The organism is Streptomyces mayonensis (assembly GCF_018982965.1).
In the GTDB taxonomy this organism is placed as follows: Bacteria; Actinomycetota; Actinomycetes; order Streptomycetales; family Streptomycetaceae; genus Streptomyces; species Streptomyces mayonensis.
The window spans coordinates 14,848-28,480 of the sequence record NZ_JACBYP010000110.1 but is presented as its reverse complement, the minus strand read 5'-3'; the positions used below and the strand labels follow the sequence as shown (position 1 = coordinate 28,480).

Annotated in this window: 12 protein-coding genes; 9 read left to right on the top strand and 3 right to left on the bottom strand. The window is 72.8% G+C overall.

Annotation, left to right across the window (positions count from 1 at the left end; all coding sequences use genetic code 11):
• The first annotated feature begins 164 nt into the window (after nucleotides 1-164).
• The 7 genes from HZS56_RS30185 to HZS56_RS30155 all read left to right on the top strand — a co-directional run bounded on the left by HZS56_RS30185 (nucleotide 165) and on the right by HZS56_RS30155 (nucleotide 8,431).
• On the top strand, nucleotides 165-1,121 hold the full coding sequence (locus HZS56_RS30185) for a carbohydrate ABC transporter permease (protein ID WP_216723984.1): 957 nt from the start codon (nucleotides 165-167) through the stop codon (nucleotides 1,119-1,121).
• Between the two features lie 97 nt (nucleotides 1,122-1,218).
• A complete protein-coding gene (locus HZS56_RS30180; protein ID WP_308408192.1) occupies nucleotides 1,219-2,088 on the top strand; it encodes a carbohydrate ABC transporter permease in 870 nt (289 codons plus the stop codon).
• Nucleotides 2,089-2,124: 36 nt separating this feature from the next.
• Nucleotides 2,125-3,477 carry an ABC transporter substrate-binding protein gene (locus HZS56_RS30175; RefSeq protein WP_216723982.1) on the top strand — a complete coding sequence of 451 codons (1,353 nt, stop codon included), beginning with the start codon at nucleotides 2,125-2,127 and terminating at the stop codon, nucleotides 3,475-3,477.
• A gap of 46 nt (nucleotides 3,478-3,523) precedes the next feature.
• The gene (locus HZS56_RS30170; RefSeq protein WP_216723981.1) at nucleotides 3,524-5,023 is read left to right on the top strand and encodes a glycoside hydrolase family 36 protein; all 1,500 of its coding nucleotides are present in this window, start codon (nucleotides 3,524-3,526) and stop codon (nucleotides 5,021-5,023) included.
• 93 nt (nucleotides 5,024-5,116) lie between these two features.
• Complete coding sequence (locus tag HZS56_RS30165) at nucleotides 5,117-6,274, top strand: ROK family transcriptional regulator (protein ID WP_216723980.1); 1,158 nt, start codon at nucleotides 5,117-5,119, stop codon at nucleotides 6,272-6,274.
• A gap of 114 nt (nucleotides 6,275-6,388) precedes the next feature.
• The gene (locus tag HZS56_RS30160; protein WP_216723979.1) at nucleotides 6,389-7,621 is read left to right on the top strand and encodes a Gfo/Idh/MocA family protein; all 1,233 of its coding nucleotides are present in this window, start codon (nucleotides 6,389-6,391) and stop codon (nucleotides 7,619-7,621) included.
• Between the two features lie 195 nt (nucleotides 7,622-7,816).
• On the top strand, nucleotides 7,817-8,431 hold the full coding sequence (locus HZS56_RS30155; protein WP_216723978.1) for a dihydrofolate reductase family protein: 615 nt from the start codon (nucleotides 7,817-7,819) through the stop codon (nucleotides 8,429-8,431).
• A 6-nt stretch (nucleotides 8,432-8,437) separates the two neighbouring features.
• Here the strand turns inward: HZS56_RS30155 and HZS56_RS30150 are convergent, their stop codons facing one another.
• Nucleotides 8,438-9,628 carry a sensor histidine kinase gene (locus HZS56_RS30150; RefSeq protein ID WP_216723977.1) on the bottom strand — a complete coding sequence of 397 codons (1,191 nt, stop codon included), beginning with the start codon at nucleotides 9,626-9,628 and terminating at the stop codon, nucleotides 8,438-8,440.
• A complete protein-coding gene (locus tag HZS56_RS30145) occupies nucleotides 9,619-10,281 on the bottom strand; it encodes a response regulator transcription factor (RefSeq protein WP_216723976.1) in 663 nt (220 codons plus the stop codon). The genes HZS56_RS30150 and HZS56_RS30145 overlap by 10 nt, the downstream gene beginning before the upstream one ends.
• A 232-nt stretch (nucleotides 10,282-10,513) precedes the next feature.
• On the opposite strand from HZS56_RS30145, the gene HZS56_RS30140 reads away from it, so the two are divergent.
• Complete coding sequence (locus HZS56_RS30140; protein WP_216723975.1) at nucleotides 10,514-11,380, top strand: GNAT family N-acetyltransferase; 867 nt, start codon at nucleotides 10,514-10,516, stop codon at nucleotides 11,378-11,380.
• 141 nt (nucleotides 11,381-11,521) lie between these two features.
• Complete coding sequence (locus HZS56_RS30135; RefSeq protein WP_216723974.1) at nucleotides 11,522-12,511, top strand: NAD(P)-dependent alcohol dehydrogenase; 990 nt, start codon at nucleotides 11,522-11,524, stop codon at nucleotides 12,509-12,511.
• A 27-nt stretch (nucleotides 12,512-12,538) separates the two neighbouring features.
• Here the strand turns inward: HZS56_RS30135 and HZS56_RS30130 are convergent, their stop codons facing one another.
• Nucleotides 12,539-13,615, bottom strand: coding sequence for a homoserine dehydrogenase (locus tag HZS56_RS30130; RefSeq protein WP_253915144.1), 1,077 nt, complete (start codon nucleotides 13,613-13,615; stop codon nucleotides 12,539-12,541).
• Nucleotides 13,616-13,633 lie beyond the last annotated feature (18 nt).

The following is a 13,633-nucleotide window of genomic DNA, read 5'->3' as shown; positions in this document are numbered from 1 at the left end:
GTCCGATTGGGGCGGGACGATCCGGTTCGGCGGGATCCGGTTGGGGTGGGATCCCGGGATTTATTTATGAGTCAGCGTTGACAAAGTTTCACTGCTGCTCATCAATATGTAGCCACGGTGCCCCACTGGCAAGAGGTGCGGCGCAATACCTTCGGAGGGGAACCATGGGCGCCAACACCGCAGTTGCGCGACCGCGCGGGCCCGCCGGCCCCGCTTCGGGCGGCGAGGGCCCCGCCCCTGGCAGAGCACGGCGCGCTCCTGACGACCGGAAGGCGGCCTGGCTCTTCCTCGCACCCGTACTGCTGGGCTTCGCGCTCTTCTACGCCTATCCGACGGTGCGCGGCGTCTACTACTCGCTCACCGACTACAACCTCCTCGCCGACCCGGACTTCACCGGCGCGGAGAACTACCGGCAGCTCGTCACCGACGACCAGTTCTGGAACGCGCTGAAGGTCACCGGCTACTACGTGGTGGTCAACATCGGGTCGCAGATGCTGCTGGCGCTGCTGCTGGCCGCGCTGATGCACCGGCTGACCCGCTCGGTGGTGCTGCGTGCGATGCTGCTGGTGCCGTGGCTGGTCCCCAACGTCACCGTCGGTCTGCTGTGGATGTGGCTGCTGGACACCAACCTCGGTTTTGTCAACCACGTCCTGAACACCCTGGGCCTGGGGACCACCGGTTTCCTCTCCTCGCCCGACTGGGCGATGCCGTCCATCGCCGCCGTCAACGCCTGGGCGTACACCGGGTACACGGCGCTGCTGCTGTACGCCGGGATGGTCCAGATTCCCCACTACCTCTACGAGAGCGCCTCGTTGGACGGGGCCGGCGAGATCCGCATGTTCACGAAAATCACGTTGCCGCTGCTGCGCCCCGTGCTCGCGCTGGTGCTCGTGGTGTCGCTGATCGGCTCGTTCCAGATCTTCGACACCATCGCGGTGACCACCCAGGGCGGCCCGGTGGGCGCCACCCGGGTCATCTACTACTACATCTACGAGCAGGCCTTCACGTACTTCCACATGGGCTACGCCTCCGCCGTGGCCGTGGTGCTCGCCCTGATCCTCGGGGTGCTGACCGCCGTACAGATGCGCCTGCTGCGCGCCTCCCGCTCGGACCTGGCCTGAGGAGGCGGACGTGACTCAGACACTCACCGGAACCGGAACCGGAACCGGAGCGGGCACGCCCGCCCGCGCCCGTACCCGCGGCGCTGCCCGGGGGCGGATCACGCCCGGCCGGATCGCGGCCTGGGCCGTGCTGGCGGCCGCCCTGGTCGCGACCGTCTTCCCGTTCTACTGGATGGTCCGCACCGCGCTGACCCCGGCGGCCGACCTCTACTCCGACTCCACCTCGCTGGTACCCCAGCACCCCACGATGATCAACTTCCTGCGGGTCATGGGGCTGACCAGCCAGGAGGAGGCCGTGGCGGCCGGCGGCTCGGGCGCCCAGGTGGAGTTCCTGCGCTACCTGCTCAACTCGGTGGTCTACAGCGGGCTGATCGCCGTGCTGCAGACGCTGTGCTGCGCGATGGCCGGATACGCCTTCGCCCGCCTGCGCTTCCCCGGCCGCAACGCCGTCTTCGGGGTGCTGATCGCGGCCCTCATGGTGCCGCCGATCTTCACCCTGATGCCCAACTTCGTCCTGGTGAAGGACCTGGGCTGGCTGAACACCTTTGCCGGCATGGTCGCGCCGACGGTGCTGATGACCCCGTTCGCCGTCTTCTTCCTGCGGCAGTTCTTCCTCTCCATCCCCCGGGAGGTGGAGGAGGCGGCGATCCTCGACGGCGTGGGTGCCTGGGGCCTGTTCTGGAGGGTCGTGCTGCCGATGAGCCGCGGCCCGCTCCTCACCATCGGGCTCACCACGACCGTCTGGGCGTGGAAGGACTACCTCTGGCCGCTGCTGACCGGCCGCGACGAGGAGGTGCGGGTCCTGACCGTCGCGCTCGGCATCTTCCAGCAGCAGGCGCCCAACACCTCGCCCGACTGGACCGGTCTGATGGCCGGTTCGACGCTCTCCGTGCTGCCCGTCCTGATCCTGCTGATCCTGCTCGGCCGCCGGCTGGTCGAGTCCCTCAACTTCACCGGCGGCAAGTAGCCCGCCCCGCGGTACGAGCCAGAGAGGCCCCCTCCCATGAGATCCCTGCGCGTGCGCGCCGGCGCGGCCCTGCTGTGTCTGGCGGCCTCCGCCTCCCTCGTCTCCTGCGGCGGCTCCGACGACACCGCCGCCGACGGCACGGTCACCCTCGACTACTGGATGTGGGACGACCGCCAGATGCCCGCCTACGAGGACTGCGCGGCCGCCTTCCACCGGGCCAACCCGAAGATCAAGATCAAGATCACCCAGACCGCCTGGGTGCAGTACTGGCAGAACCTGACCACCCAGCTCGTCTCGGGCGAGGCCCCCGACGTGTGGGTCAACCAGACCACCTACTCCCCCACCTACGCCACCGGCGGACAGATCCTCGACCTGCAGCCCCTGGTGGAGCGGGACAACGTGGACCTCTCCGGCTACCAGCCCGGCCTCACCGAGCCCTGGGTCAAGGACGGCAAGCGCTACGGGCTGCCCAAGGACTGGGACACGGTGGCGATCGTCTACAACACCGACATGCTCGAGAAGCAGGGGGTGGACGCCGCCGACCTGCAGAACCTGACCTGGAACCCCGCCGACGGCGGCACCATGGAGGAGGTCATCGCCAAGGCCACCGTCGACACCGAGGGCCGCAACGGTCTCGATCCCGGCTTCGACAAGAACCACGTCGCGGTCCACGGCTACCTGCCCGAGTGGGAGGACGCCTCGCAGGGCCAGAACGGCTGGGGGGAGTTCGCCGCCATCAACGGCTTCGAGTACCTCGACAAGAACCCCTGGGGCACCGAGTACCACTTCGACGACCCGAAGCTGGTCGAGACCCTCGACTGGTACAAGCACCTGATCGACAAGGGATATGCGCCGAGCCTCGCCCAGAAGTCGGAGCTGGGCAACACCGAACTGCTCTCCGCGGGCAAGGCCGCGATGACGCTCGCCGGCTCCTACGCCATCTCCAGCTACACCGGGCCGAACGCGCGGCAGGACTTCGGCTTCGCGCCGCTGCCGACGGGGCCGGCCGGGCGCAAGAGCGCCATCAACGGCCTGTCGGACGCCATCTGGGCCGGCACCCCGCACAAGGAGGAGGCCTGGAAGTGGGTCAAGTTCCTGGGCTCCGCAGAGTGCCAGGACCTCGTGGCGCAGCGGACCGTCGTCTTCCCGGCGCTCACCTCGTCCACCGAGAAGACCCTCGCCGCCTACCGGGCCAAGGGTGAGGACGTCTCGGTCTTCACCGACGCGGCCGCGGCGAAGGACGGCACCTTCCTGCTGCCGATCACCGAGCGCGGCACCGAGATCGGGCCCATCGTGCAGGACGCCATCCAGTCCGCGATCCTCGGCCAGACGTCCACCGAGGAGGCCCTGAGGACGGCGAACGACAAGGTCAACGCCCTCCTCGAATAGCCGCCCGGCTCCGCATCCACCACCACCCCGCGACACAAGGAGACACATGGCCCAGCTCGTGAACCTCGGCGAGCGCGCTTTCGCCGTCGAGGCCGCAGGCGAAGCCCCGCCCGAGTCCGTCGACGGCGGCCTGCTGCTGCCACCCGGCCGGGTGGCGCTGCTGCACGGCCTCGGCGACGCGCACTTCTACCGCCACGGCCACAACTCCTGGAGCCCGTGCGGCTGGCGCCGGCTGTCCGAGGCGCCGCTCAGGATCGAGAACCCGGAACGCCGGAACACCGCCGACGACACCGTGTGGGACGACCCGGCCCGGCACCACTCCTCCGCCGTCGCCGCGCTCCAGGGCGAGGACGGCCGGGTCCTGCTGCTCGGCGCGCTCGGCCTCGACGTACCGCGCCTGACGGCGGACCGGGACACCCTCGCCGGGTGGTACGAGCGGGACGGTGCACCGTGGTTCCTGGCGTACGGCGACGAGGAGCAGGTCTTCGCCGACTACGCCCGGCACCTCGCCGCCCGCCTCGGCAGCAGCGGCAAGCGGGCCGGCAACGTGTGGTGCAGCTGGTACGCGTACTACGAGGAGATCACCGAGAAGCAGCTCGGCACGGACATCGCAGACCTCGAGGGGCTGCCCTTCGACGTCGTCCAGGTCGACGACGGCTGGGAGCGGGCGGTGGGCGACTGGGAGGCCAACGAGAAGTTTCCCTCGGGCATGCGGGCCCTGGCCGACCGGATCACCGGGGCGGGACTGCGGCCCGGGCTCTGGCTCGCCCCGTTCATCCTCCTCCCCGGCTCGCGCACCGCACGGGAGCGGCCCGAACTGCTGCTGCGCGACGCCGACGGCGCACCCGTGGTCGCCGGCCACAACTGGGGCACCGGGTACTGGGCGCTCGACCTCACCCTGCCCGCGGCGCAGGAACATCTGCGGGAGACGGTTCGTCGGGTCGTCCACGAGTGGGGGTTCACCTACCTCAAGCTGGACTTCCTGCAGGGCGGCGCGGTGCCGGGCGCCCGGTTCGCGGACGTCGGCCGCGAGGAGGCGTACCGGACGGGCCTGCGGATCGTCCGGGAGGCGGCGGGGCCTGACGCGTACCTGCTGGCCAGCGGGGCGCCGCTGCTGCCGTCGCTCGGTCTGGCCGACGGTGTGCGCAGCGGTCCGGACGTGGCGCCGATGTGGGAGCACTACGCCACCCGGGACCCGTCCGACGCGCTCGCCCGCAACGCCGTCGTCAACACGGTGCACCGGCTGTGGCAGACGCCGCTGCTGGAGGTGGACCCGGACGTGGTGTACTTCCGCAGCCGCCTCAACCTGCTGACCGAGCAGCAGCAGCGGTGGCTGCGCGATCTGGCCGACGTCTGCGGGTTCCGGGCGGTCTCGGACCCGCCGGGATGGCTGCGCCCGGAGGAGCTGCGGGCGATGACCGGCTACCTGGAGGCACGCCCGGCCGTGCGCAGGCTCGGCCGTTACCGCTTCTCGCTCGACGGACGGGAGGTCGACCTCGCCCCGGCCGTCTCCCCCGGGGCGGAACAGCGGTATCCGATCGCCTGACCTCCGGCACCGGCAGGTGCGCCGCGCCGACTTAGTAAACTCCTCAGCATTATCCAGCGGCGCGCACAGCAACCCTCGCAGGGAGTACCTAGCATGGCGACGACCGGAACAGACCTGTCCCGGATGCGCGAGATGAACCAGCTGTCCATCGTGTGGGCGCTGCGCGGCAACCCGCCGTCGACGGTCACCGAACTCGCGGCCCGGGCGGGCCTGTCGCGTCCCGCCGTGGACGTGCTGGTGCAGGCACTGGTGACGGACGGCTGGGCCGAGGTGGAGGAGCCCGGCGCCAGCAGTTCCGTGGGGCGCCCGGCCCGCCGGTACCGTTTCCGGGCCGATGCCGGGCACGTGCTCGGCATCGACGTGGGCGTGCACAAGATCCTGGCGGTGCTGAGCGACCTGGAGGGCAACCTCGTGGGGACGCTGCGCCGGCCGGTCGACCCCGACGCGCCGCCCGGGGCACGGCTCTCGGAGGTCGACCGGGTCGTCGACGACGTTCTGGGCGCCGCCGGGATGGTGCCGGCCGACGTGTGGGCCGTGACGCTCGGGGTGACCGGCCCGGTCGACGCCGCGGGCCGGACCAGCTTCTCCACTCCCCTGCCGGGCTGGACCGCGGCCGACCCGGTCGCCCACCTCGCGGCCCGCTTCCCCTGTCCTGTCCGGGTCGAGAACGACTGCAAGCTCTCGGCCGTGGCCGAGCGGTGGAACGGGGTCGCGCAGGACGCCGACGACATCGTCTTCCTCCTCGCCGGACTGCGCACCGGCGCCGGTCTCATCCTGGACGGCACCCTGCGCCGCGGCCACGGCGGCGCGGCGGGTGAGATCGGCGCGCTGAAGGCGGTGCGCTGGCTCACCGCTCCGGACCACCTCCAGTCCTGCCCCGGGATCCCGGCGACGGCCGCCCCCGGCGAGGCAGCCGCGTGGGTCTTCCAGGCGGCCAGGGACGGCGACCGTGAGGCCGTCAAGGCCGTCCGCCGCTACACCCGCGACCTCGCGGTGGGGGTGGCGGCGCTGGTACTGACCCTGGATCCGCAGGTCGTCGTCTACGGCGGCGGCTTCTCCCGCTCGGCCGACGTGGTGCTCGAGCCGCTGCGCCGCGAACTGACCAAGCACTGCCTGCGCCTGCCGGAACTGCGCGTCTCCACGCTCGGCGACGAGAGCGTGGCCCTGGGCGCGGTGCGTCTCGGGCTGGACGAGGTCGACAGCCGGCTGCTGAGCGACGGGCTCTCCGCACCGACCGCACCGCACCGGTAGGCCGCCGGCGCCGTATTCCGCTCCGCGTTCCGGCCCGGCACGCGGAGATCCCGCACCCGCACACCACACCGACCGTTCCCCGCCGGGTACGGCCGGGAACGAAGGGACGTCCCAGTGAGCCAGCGTGACCAGACACCGGTACCGGAACTGCGCGTGGGAGTGGTCGGTGTCGGCCAGCGCGCCCCGATGGCCGCACTGGCGAACGTGCCCGGTGTCGCCCGGGTCGTCTCCTGCGCCGACCCGGATCCGCGGGGCCGGGCCGACGCCCTGGAGCTCTTCGGACCGGACGTCGTGCTGCACGAGCGGTACGAGAAGATGGCCGACGACGGCCTGGACGCCGTGTTCGTCCTCACTCCGGACCACGTGCACACGCAGCCCGCGCTGTTCTTCCTGGCCGCCGGGGTCCCGGTCTTCGTGGAGAAGCCCCTCGCGATCACCGTGGAGGACTGCGACACGCTGCTGGAAGCCGCGTACGACTCCCGCAGCCGCCTGTACGTGGGCCACAACCTGCGTCATCTGCCGGTGCTGCGGAGGATGCGCGAGCTGATCGACGACGGCGCGATCGGGCGGGTGCGCGCGGTCTGGTGCCGCCACTTCGTCGGGCACGGCGGGGACTACTACTTCAAGGACTGGCACGCGGAGCGCGCCAACACGACCGGGCTGCTCCTTCAGAAGGGCGCGCACGACCTGGACGTCATCCACTGGCTCGCCGGCGGCTACTCCAGGAGCGTCGTCGCGCAGGGCGACCTCGCGGTCTACGGCGGCAACCCGAGGCGCGGTGCCGACGACCCGTTGCCCGCCGGAGGCCGCATGCCGGACTGGTTCGACCCGGAGGTGTGGCCGCCGTCCGCGCTGCGGGACCTGAATCCCGTGGTCGACGTCGAGGACATCAGCATGATGCTGGCCCGTCTGGACAACGGCGTGCTCGCCAGCTACCAGCAGTGCCATTTCACGCCGGACTACTGGCGCAACTACACCGTGATCGGTGACGAGGGCAGGCTGGAGAACTTCGGCGACGGCATGGAGGGCGATCCCGCGACGATCCAGGTGTGGAACCGGCACCGCTCGGGCTACCGGCGCGACGCCGACCTCACCGTCTCCGTCGACACTCCGTCCCAGGACGACCACGGCGGCGCGGACCGGGACCTGGTCGACGAGTTCCTCCGCTTCGCCGCCGCCGGAGGCCCCACCGAGACCTCTCCGGTGGCCGCCCGGGAGGCGGTCGCCGCCGCGGTGGCCGCGACCGCCTCCCTGCGGGCCGGCGGCACCCCGGTCACCGTGTCCGCGCCGGCGCCCGCGATCGCCGACTACTTCCGGGAGCACCAGCCGGCCCGGCCGCGGGACTGACGGCGCGGGGGCCCGGTCCCCTCGTGCCGGGAGCCGGCCGCCTGCCGCAACGCGGCCCGGGAGGCCGGTGCGGTGCCGGGCGGACGCCACGGCGGGCTCACGGCGCCGTCACGCCGGCCTCCGGCACACGGTGAGCGGGGTGGCGGTTCCGGCGCGGAAACGATGAGTTCCGGTGCCCCGGCGGGTCAGCACTGCATGACTCGTATCGTCGCTGACATCTCGATCTCCCTCGACGGCTTCGTCACGGGGCCCGATCCGGGCCCGGACAGCGGTCTGGGCACCGGGGGCGAGGCACTGCACACGTGGGCCTTCTCCGACGATCCCGAGGACCGCCGCATTCTGGGCGAGGCCACCGCCCGCTCGGGCGCGGTCGTCCTCGGCCGCCGGCTCTTCGACGTGGTCGACGGGCCGGGCGGCTGGGACGAGACCACCGGGTACGGCGCCGGTGAGGCCGGCACGCCGGCGTTCGTCGTGGTGACGGGCGCACCGCCGGCCTCGCTCCGGCTCACCGGGCTCGACTGGACGTTCGTCACGACGGGCCTGGCCGACGCCGTGGCCGCCGCACGCGAACGTGCCGGGGCGGCGTCCGCGGCCAGCGGCAGCGACCTGGACGTGGTCCTCATGGGAGGCGGCGCCACGATCGGCTCGGCGCTGGAGGCCGGGCTGGTGGACGTGCTGAGCGTGCACCTGGCGCCCGTCGTGCTCGGCGCCGGCACTCCCCTGTTCACCGGCGGCACCCGGCACACCCTGGTGCAGCGAGGCTCAGTCGCGACGACGACGGCCACGCACCTGACCTACGACGTCCGCTGAGCGCCGTCAGGGGAAGCGCAGGGTGACGCAGAGGCCGCCCTCCTTTCCGGCTTCGGCCGCCAGCTCGGCGTCGTGGGCCAGGGAGATGGAACGCACGATGGACAGGCCCAGTCCGTGGCCGTCCGTGGCGGTGCGGTCCCGGCCGTGCCGGCGGAAGGGCTCGAACAGGTCCGCCACCCGGTCCGGGGGCACGTAGGGGCCGGTGTTGGTCACGTTCACGGTGCGGTCCTCGACCCGTACGGCGACCCGGCCGCCGGGGTGGTTGTACTGGACGGCGTTGTGGACGAGGTTGGCCAGCAGGTGCCGCAGGAGGAGGGGGTTGCCCACGACGGTGAGCGGGGCGGGCGCCGTGATGTCGAGGGTCACGCCGTGCCGGGCGGCCCGCGCGGCGTGCTCGGCGGTCACGAGACGTGCCGTGCGCGCCACGTCGACGCTCTCGGTCTCGTCCAGGCCCCGGTCGCTGCGGGCGAGCAGCAGCAGCGCGTTGATCAGCTGCTCGGCCTCGCGGTTGGCGGTGAGGAGGTCTTCGCGCACCTCCGCGACGGCGGCGGGGACCGGGTCGGCGAGCCCCACCTCGATACTCGCCCGCTGCACGGCGAGGGGTGTCCTGAGCTCGTGCGAGGCGTTGGCGACGAAGCGACGCCGGCTCTCGAAGGCGCCTTCGAGCCGGTCGAGCATGGTGTCGAAGGTGTCGGCGAGGCGGTGGAGTTCGTCGTCGGGTCCGGTCAGCGCCAGACGCTGGTGGAGGTTCTGCTCGCCGATGCGGCGGGCGGCCTCGGTCACGGAGGCGACCGGGCGCAGGGCCCGCCCCGCCAGCCACCAGCCGAGCACCCCGGCCAGCACCGCCGTGATCATGAGTCCGACGGCGGACCAGAGCACCGTCTGTCGCAGCGCGGCGTCCTGGACGGCCTGCACGGTCCAGTCGATTTTGCGGATGTCCACGCCGCGGTCCTCGGCGGGTGGCTGCGCCGGTGTTCTGCCGGTGGGGTGCAGCGGTCCGGCCGTCGTCGCGGTGCCGGTCGCTCCCCCGTTTCTGATCTCCATCCCGTCGACCTGCTGCGCCGTTCCGTGGCGTGCGAGCACCACGACGAAGGTCAGCAGCATCACTCCGGCCAGGAGGACCACGGCACCGATGGCGGTGGCGAGCCGGGCGCGGAAGGGAATGTCGCGCAGGCGGGCCCGGAGGTTCAGTCGCACAGCCGGTAGCCCTGTCCGTTGTCCGCGGTGATGCGGGCGGCGGCACCGAGTTTGCCGCGGAGCCGGCTGACCGTGGCGCGCACCGCGCTGGTGCGCGGGTCGAGATGCTCGTCCCAGACGGTGCGGACGAGTTCGCCGTGCGGGACGGGCGCGCCCCGGGCCGTCATCAGCAGCTCCAGCACGGAGAACTCCTTGGGGGTCAGTTCCAGCGTCCTGCCCTCCACGGTCACCCGGCGCCGTGCCGGGTCGAGACCGATGTTCTGGTGCCGCAGGACACCGGGCGCGACCTTGGGCGGACGTCGGCTCAGCACCCGTACGCGGGCGACGAGTTCGGCGAAGTCGAAGGGCTTGGGCAGGTAGTCGTCGGCGCCGAGCGCGGTGAGGCCGTACACCCGGTCGGTGATCTCCCCGGCCGCGGTCAGCATGAGCACCGGGGGCGAGCCGTCCGTCGCGCGCAGCCGGCGGCACAGCTCGTCGCCGCTCATGACCGGCAGGTCGCGGTCGAGGATCAGGACGTCGTAGTCGGTGACCAGGCACATCCGTTCGGCGACGTCGCCGGAGCCCGCGACGTCGACGGCCATCGCCTGCCGGCGCAGACCGGTGGCGATGGTGCGGGCCAGAATGCGGTGGTCCTCGGCTACCAGAACTCTCATGCGCTCATGAAAGCAAGGTCATGATTGCGCGGGGATAAGGAAGCGGTGATGAGAGGCGACGGCCCGTCGGGAGGCGCAGACGCAGCGCCGCATCGGCGTGGCCGCGACCGTGCGGGCGACCACACGCCGCGCAAAGGGAAGTTGACGGAACAGGCGAACCCGCGTTGAGCGGGGGCGGGACGCGTTTCGGGCAACCGCGGCCGTCAGACAGGCGGTTGGTAGATCATGAGACATGCGATCCGACGAGTGGCACCTCACCGAAGACGTCGACGGCTTCCTGGCCCGCGCGGGCGGGTTCCTGCGTTCGCGTCCCGCCCTGCACACCACCCAGCTGACGTCGATCGAGAAGCTGCGCACCCTCGCTCAGGACGACGCCGAACCCACCCTCTTCGGCCGGCTGGAGTCAGGCGGCGAGATCCGCGCCGTGTTCTTCCGCCGGCCGACGACGCGGCGCCTGTTCCCCTCCGCCCTCTCCGCCGCGCAGGCCGACTCCCTCGCCGCCCACCTGCTCGACACGGGCCACTCGGCGGGCGGCGTCCTCGCGGACGACGAGACGGCCGACGCGTTCGCCGGGGCCTGGCGGCGGCGCACCGGCGCCGTCCCGGTGCGCGACTGGGGCGCCCGGCTGCACCGCCTCGGCACCCTCACGCCGCCGACGCCGGTTCCGGCGGGGCGGGGACGGCCCGTGGCCGAGCGGGAGCACGAGCACCTCGTGCGCTGGTGCCGCGAGTTCGCCGCGGACGTCGGGGAGGCCGTGACCGTCGACGCCGCCTCCTGGGCCGGTACGCGTTTCGCCGAGAAGCGCTACACCTTCTGGGAGACGCCGGACGGCACACCCGTCTCCATGGCGGGCTCCAACCCGCTGGTCGGCGGCCAGGTCCGGATCGACCCCGTCTACACCCCGGCCCGGCTGCGCGGGCACGGCTATGCGGGAGCGGTGACGGTGGCGGTCAGCCGTGCCGCGCTGGCCGCCGGTGCCACGGACGTCGTGCTGTTCACCGACCCCGCCAACCGCACGAGCAACGCCCTCTACCGGCGCATCGGTTACCTGCCGCTCGCCGACTTCACCGGCTACGGCTTCCACCACCCCGGCGGGTAGCAGTCGGCACACCACCGGTGACGCGCCGGACCGGGGCGCCCCGTGCACGGCCATTGACGGCCGTGCGCCGTGCCCCTACGGTTCCCTCACCGCGCGACCCGCGATCGGCCCGGGACGTCCCGAGGGGATGGTGGCAGGGCGATGAAGGCAGTGGTCCAGGAACGGTTCGGCCCGCCGGACACCCTGCGGCTGCGGGAGGCCGAGCGGCCCCGGGCCGCGCCGGGACAGGTGCTGGTGCGCGTGCGCGCCGCCGCCGTGAACCCGTACGACTGGCACATGGTGCGCGGAGACCCGTATGCGGCAAGGCTGTTGGGGGGCGTGGGGCTCACCCGGCCGAAGCGTCCGGTGGCCGGTATCGACGCGGCCGGGGTGGTGGAGGGTGTCGGAGCCGGGGTGAGCGGGTTCCTGCCCGGGGACCCGGTGCTCGGTTTCTGCCCGGGGGCGTTCGCCGAATACGCGTGCACCACAGCCGAGTTGCTGGTGCCCAGGCCCGCCGGCCTGACCTTCGAACAGGCGGCGGCGGTGCCGATGGCGGCGGTGACCGCCCTGCGCGGCGTGCGGACCGTGGGCCGGGTCGCTTCCGGGCAGCGGGTCCTGGTCAACGGGGCCGGCGGCGGAGTCGGCACGTTCGCCGTGCAGATCGCGGCGGCCCTGGGCGCGGAGGTCACCGGGGTGTGCAGCGCCCGCAGCACCGGCCTGGTGCGCTCACTGGGCGCCACCCATGTCCTCGACTACGCCCGGGAGGACTTCACCGAAGAGCGCGAGCGCTACGACGTCGTGCTGGACAACGTGGGCAACCACCCCCTGGGCCGGCTGCGCCGGGTACTCGCCCCGGCGGGCGTCCTGGTGGCGAACGGCGGGGGCTCCCCGGGCCGCGTGTTCGGGGCGATCGGCGGCATGCTGGGGCTCGCCGCGGTCAACGCCGTCACCCGGCAGCGACTGCGCCCGATCCTCCCGGCCACCCCGGACGGGCCCGTCCACCGGGACCTGCTCGCCGTCACCGCGCTCGTCGAGGCCGGACAGCTGACCCCGGTGGTCGGCCGGACCTGGCCCCTGGCCGCCACCGCGGAGGCGGTACGGCACGTCGAGGAGGGACACGCCGCCGGCAAGACCGTGATCACGGTGCCGTAGGCCGCGAGGGCGTCGCCCTGCCGCGGTTCAGTGGAACCCGGTGCGCAGCGCCGTGACCTCGACGGTGTCCCGCACAAGAGCCAGCGCGGCCCCCTCCGGGCTCGACCGCCCACCGCTCACGGTCACGTCGCCCGCGCCGGGGCAGCCGAAGACCACGGCCTTCTCCGGTCCGGTCAGCGCGTGCAGCGGGTCGCCCGGCTCCGTCTCCTCGAGCGTCACGCGCACCACGTGGGGCTCGTCGGCCGACGCGCCGGCGACCGCGCGCAGCCGACGGGACCGGACGGCCGCGGCGAGAGCCGGACCGGCGGTGCCCTCGTCGACGGGCTGGGTCCGCACGCGCACGCCCGCCGGGTCCCACCCCCAGGTCAGCGCGGCCAGCAGCCGCACCTTGGTGGCGGCGTCCTCGCCCGACAGGTCCGCCGAGGGGTCCGCCTCCGCGATTCCCCGCAGCCGGGCGGCACGGAGCGCGTCGTCCAGCGAGTCGCCCGCGGCGAGGCGGTCGAGTACGAAGGTGACGGTGCCGTTGGGACAGGCGCGGATCGTCCGGCAGTCCAGCCCGCGCAGGGACGTGCGCGCCAGGTCGCCCGCCGGCAGCGCCGCCCCGGTCGCCCCGGAGATCCTGATCACGCTGCCGCCCGCCCGTGCGGCCGCGTCGAGTTCCCGCCAGTGGCTGAGCAGGTGGCTCTTGGTGGCCGTCACCACGTGGATCCCCCGCCGCAGCGCGGTCACGGCCTCTTCCGCGGCGTGCTCCCGAAGCCGGGGCGAGGAGGGCAGGGCCTGGACGAACACGCGGGCGCCGGTGGCGTCGAACGTCTCGTCCAACGGCTTCGGCGGCCCCCACCGCGTGCGCGGCGGCACCGTCCCGTCCGCGTCGGGCCTGCACTGCGCCGAACTCGCGCGGACGGCGGCCACTCGCGGCCGTACGCCGTGAGCGTGGGCGAGGGCGTCCGCCTGCCGGGCCAGCCCCTCCACGAAGGCCTGTCCGACCGGGCCGTACCCGGAGAGGACCACGTCGGCCCGCGGCTGTTCGCCCGTAGCGCCCATGTCACCCATCTCACCCGTGGCACCCGTGTCCGTGCCACCTGTGTCGCCCGTGTCGCTCATGGACCGGGGATCTTGTCA

Excerpts from the sequence above, each read along its gene's own strand:
- HZS56_RS30130 (WP_253915144.1), bottom strand. The coding sequence starts at position 13,615 with ATGAGCGACACGGGCGACACAGGTGGCACGGACACGGGTGCCACGGGT.
- HZS56_RS30155 (WP_216723978.1), top strand. The coding sequence starts at position 7,817 with ATGACTCGTATCGTCGCTGACATCTCGATCTCCCTCGACGGCTTCGTC.
- HZS56_RS30175 (WP_216723982.1), top strand. The coding sequence starts at position 2,125 with ATGAGATCCCTGCGCGTGCGCGCCGGCGCGGCCCTGCTGTGTCTGGCG.
- HZS56_RS30135 (WP_216723974.1), top strand. The coding sequence starts at position 11,522 with ATGAAGGCAGTGGTCCAGGAACGGTTCGGCCCGCCGGACACCCTGCGG.
- HZS56_RS30140 (WP_216723975.1), top strand. The coding sequence starts at position 10,514 with ATGCGATCCGACGAGTGGCACCTCACCGAAGACGTCGACGGCTTCCTG.
- HZS56_RS30145 (WP_216723976.1), bottom strand. The coding sequence starts at position 10,281 with ATGAGAGTTCTGGTAGCCGAGGACCACCGCATTCTGGCCCGCACCATC.
- HZS56_RS30165 (WP_216723980.1), top strand. The coding sequence starts at position 5,117 with ATGGCGACGACCGGAACAGACCTGTCCCGGATGCGCGAGATGAACCAG.
- HZS56_RS30170 (WP_216723981.1), top strand. The coding sequence starts at position 3,524 with ATGGCCCAGCTCGTGAACCTCGGCGAGCGCGCTTTCGCCGTCGAGGCC.
- HZS56_RS30185 (WP_216723984.1), top strand. The coding sequence starts at position 165 with ATGGGCGCCAACACCGCAGTTGCGCGACCGCGCGGGCCCGCCGGCCCC.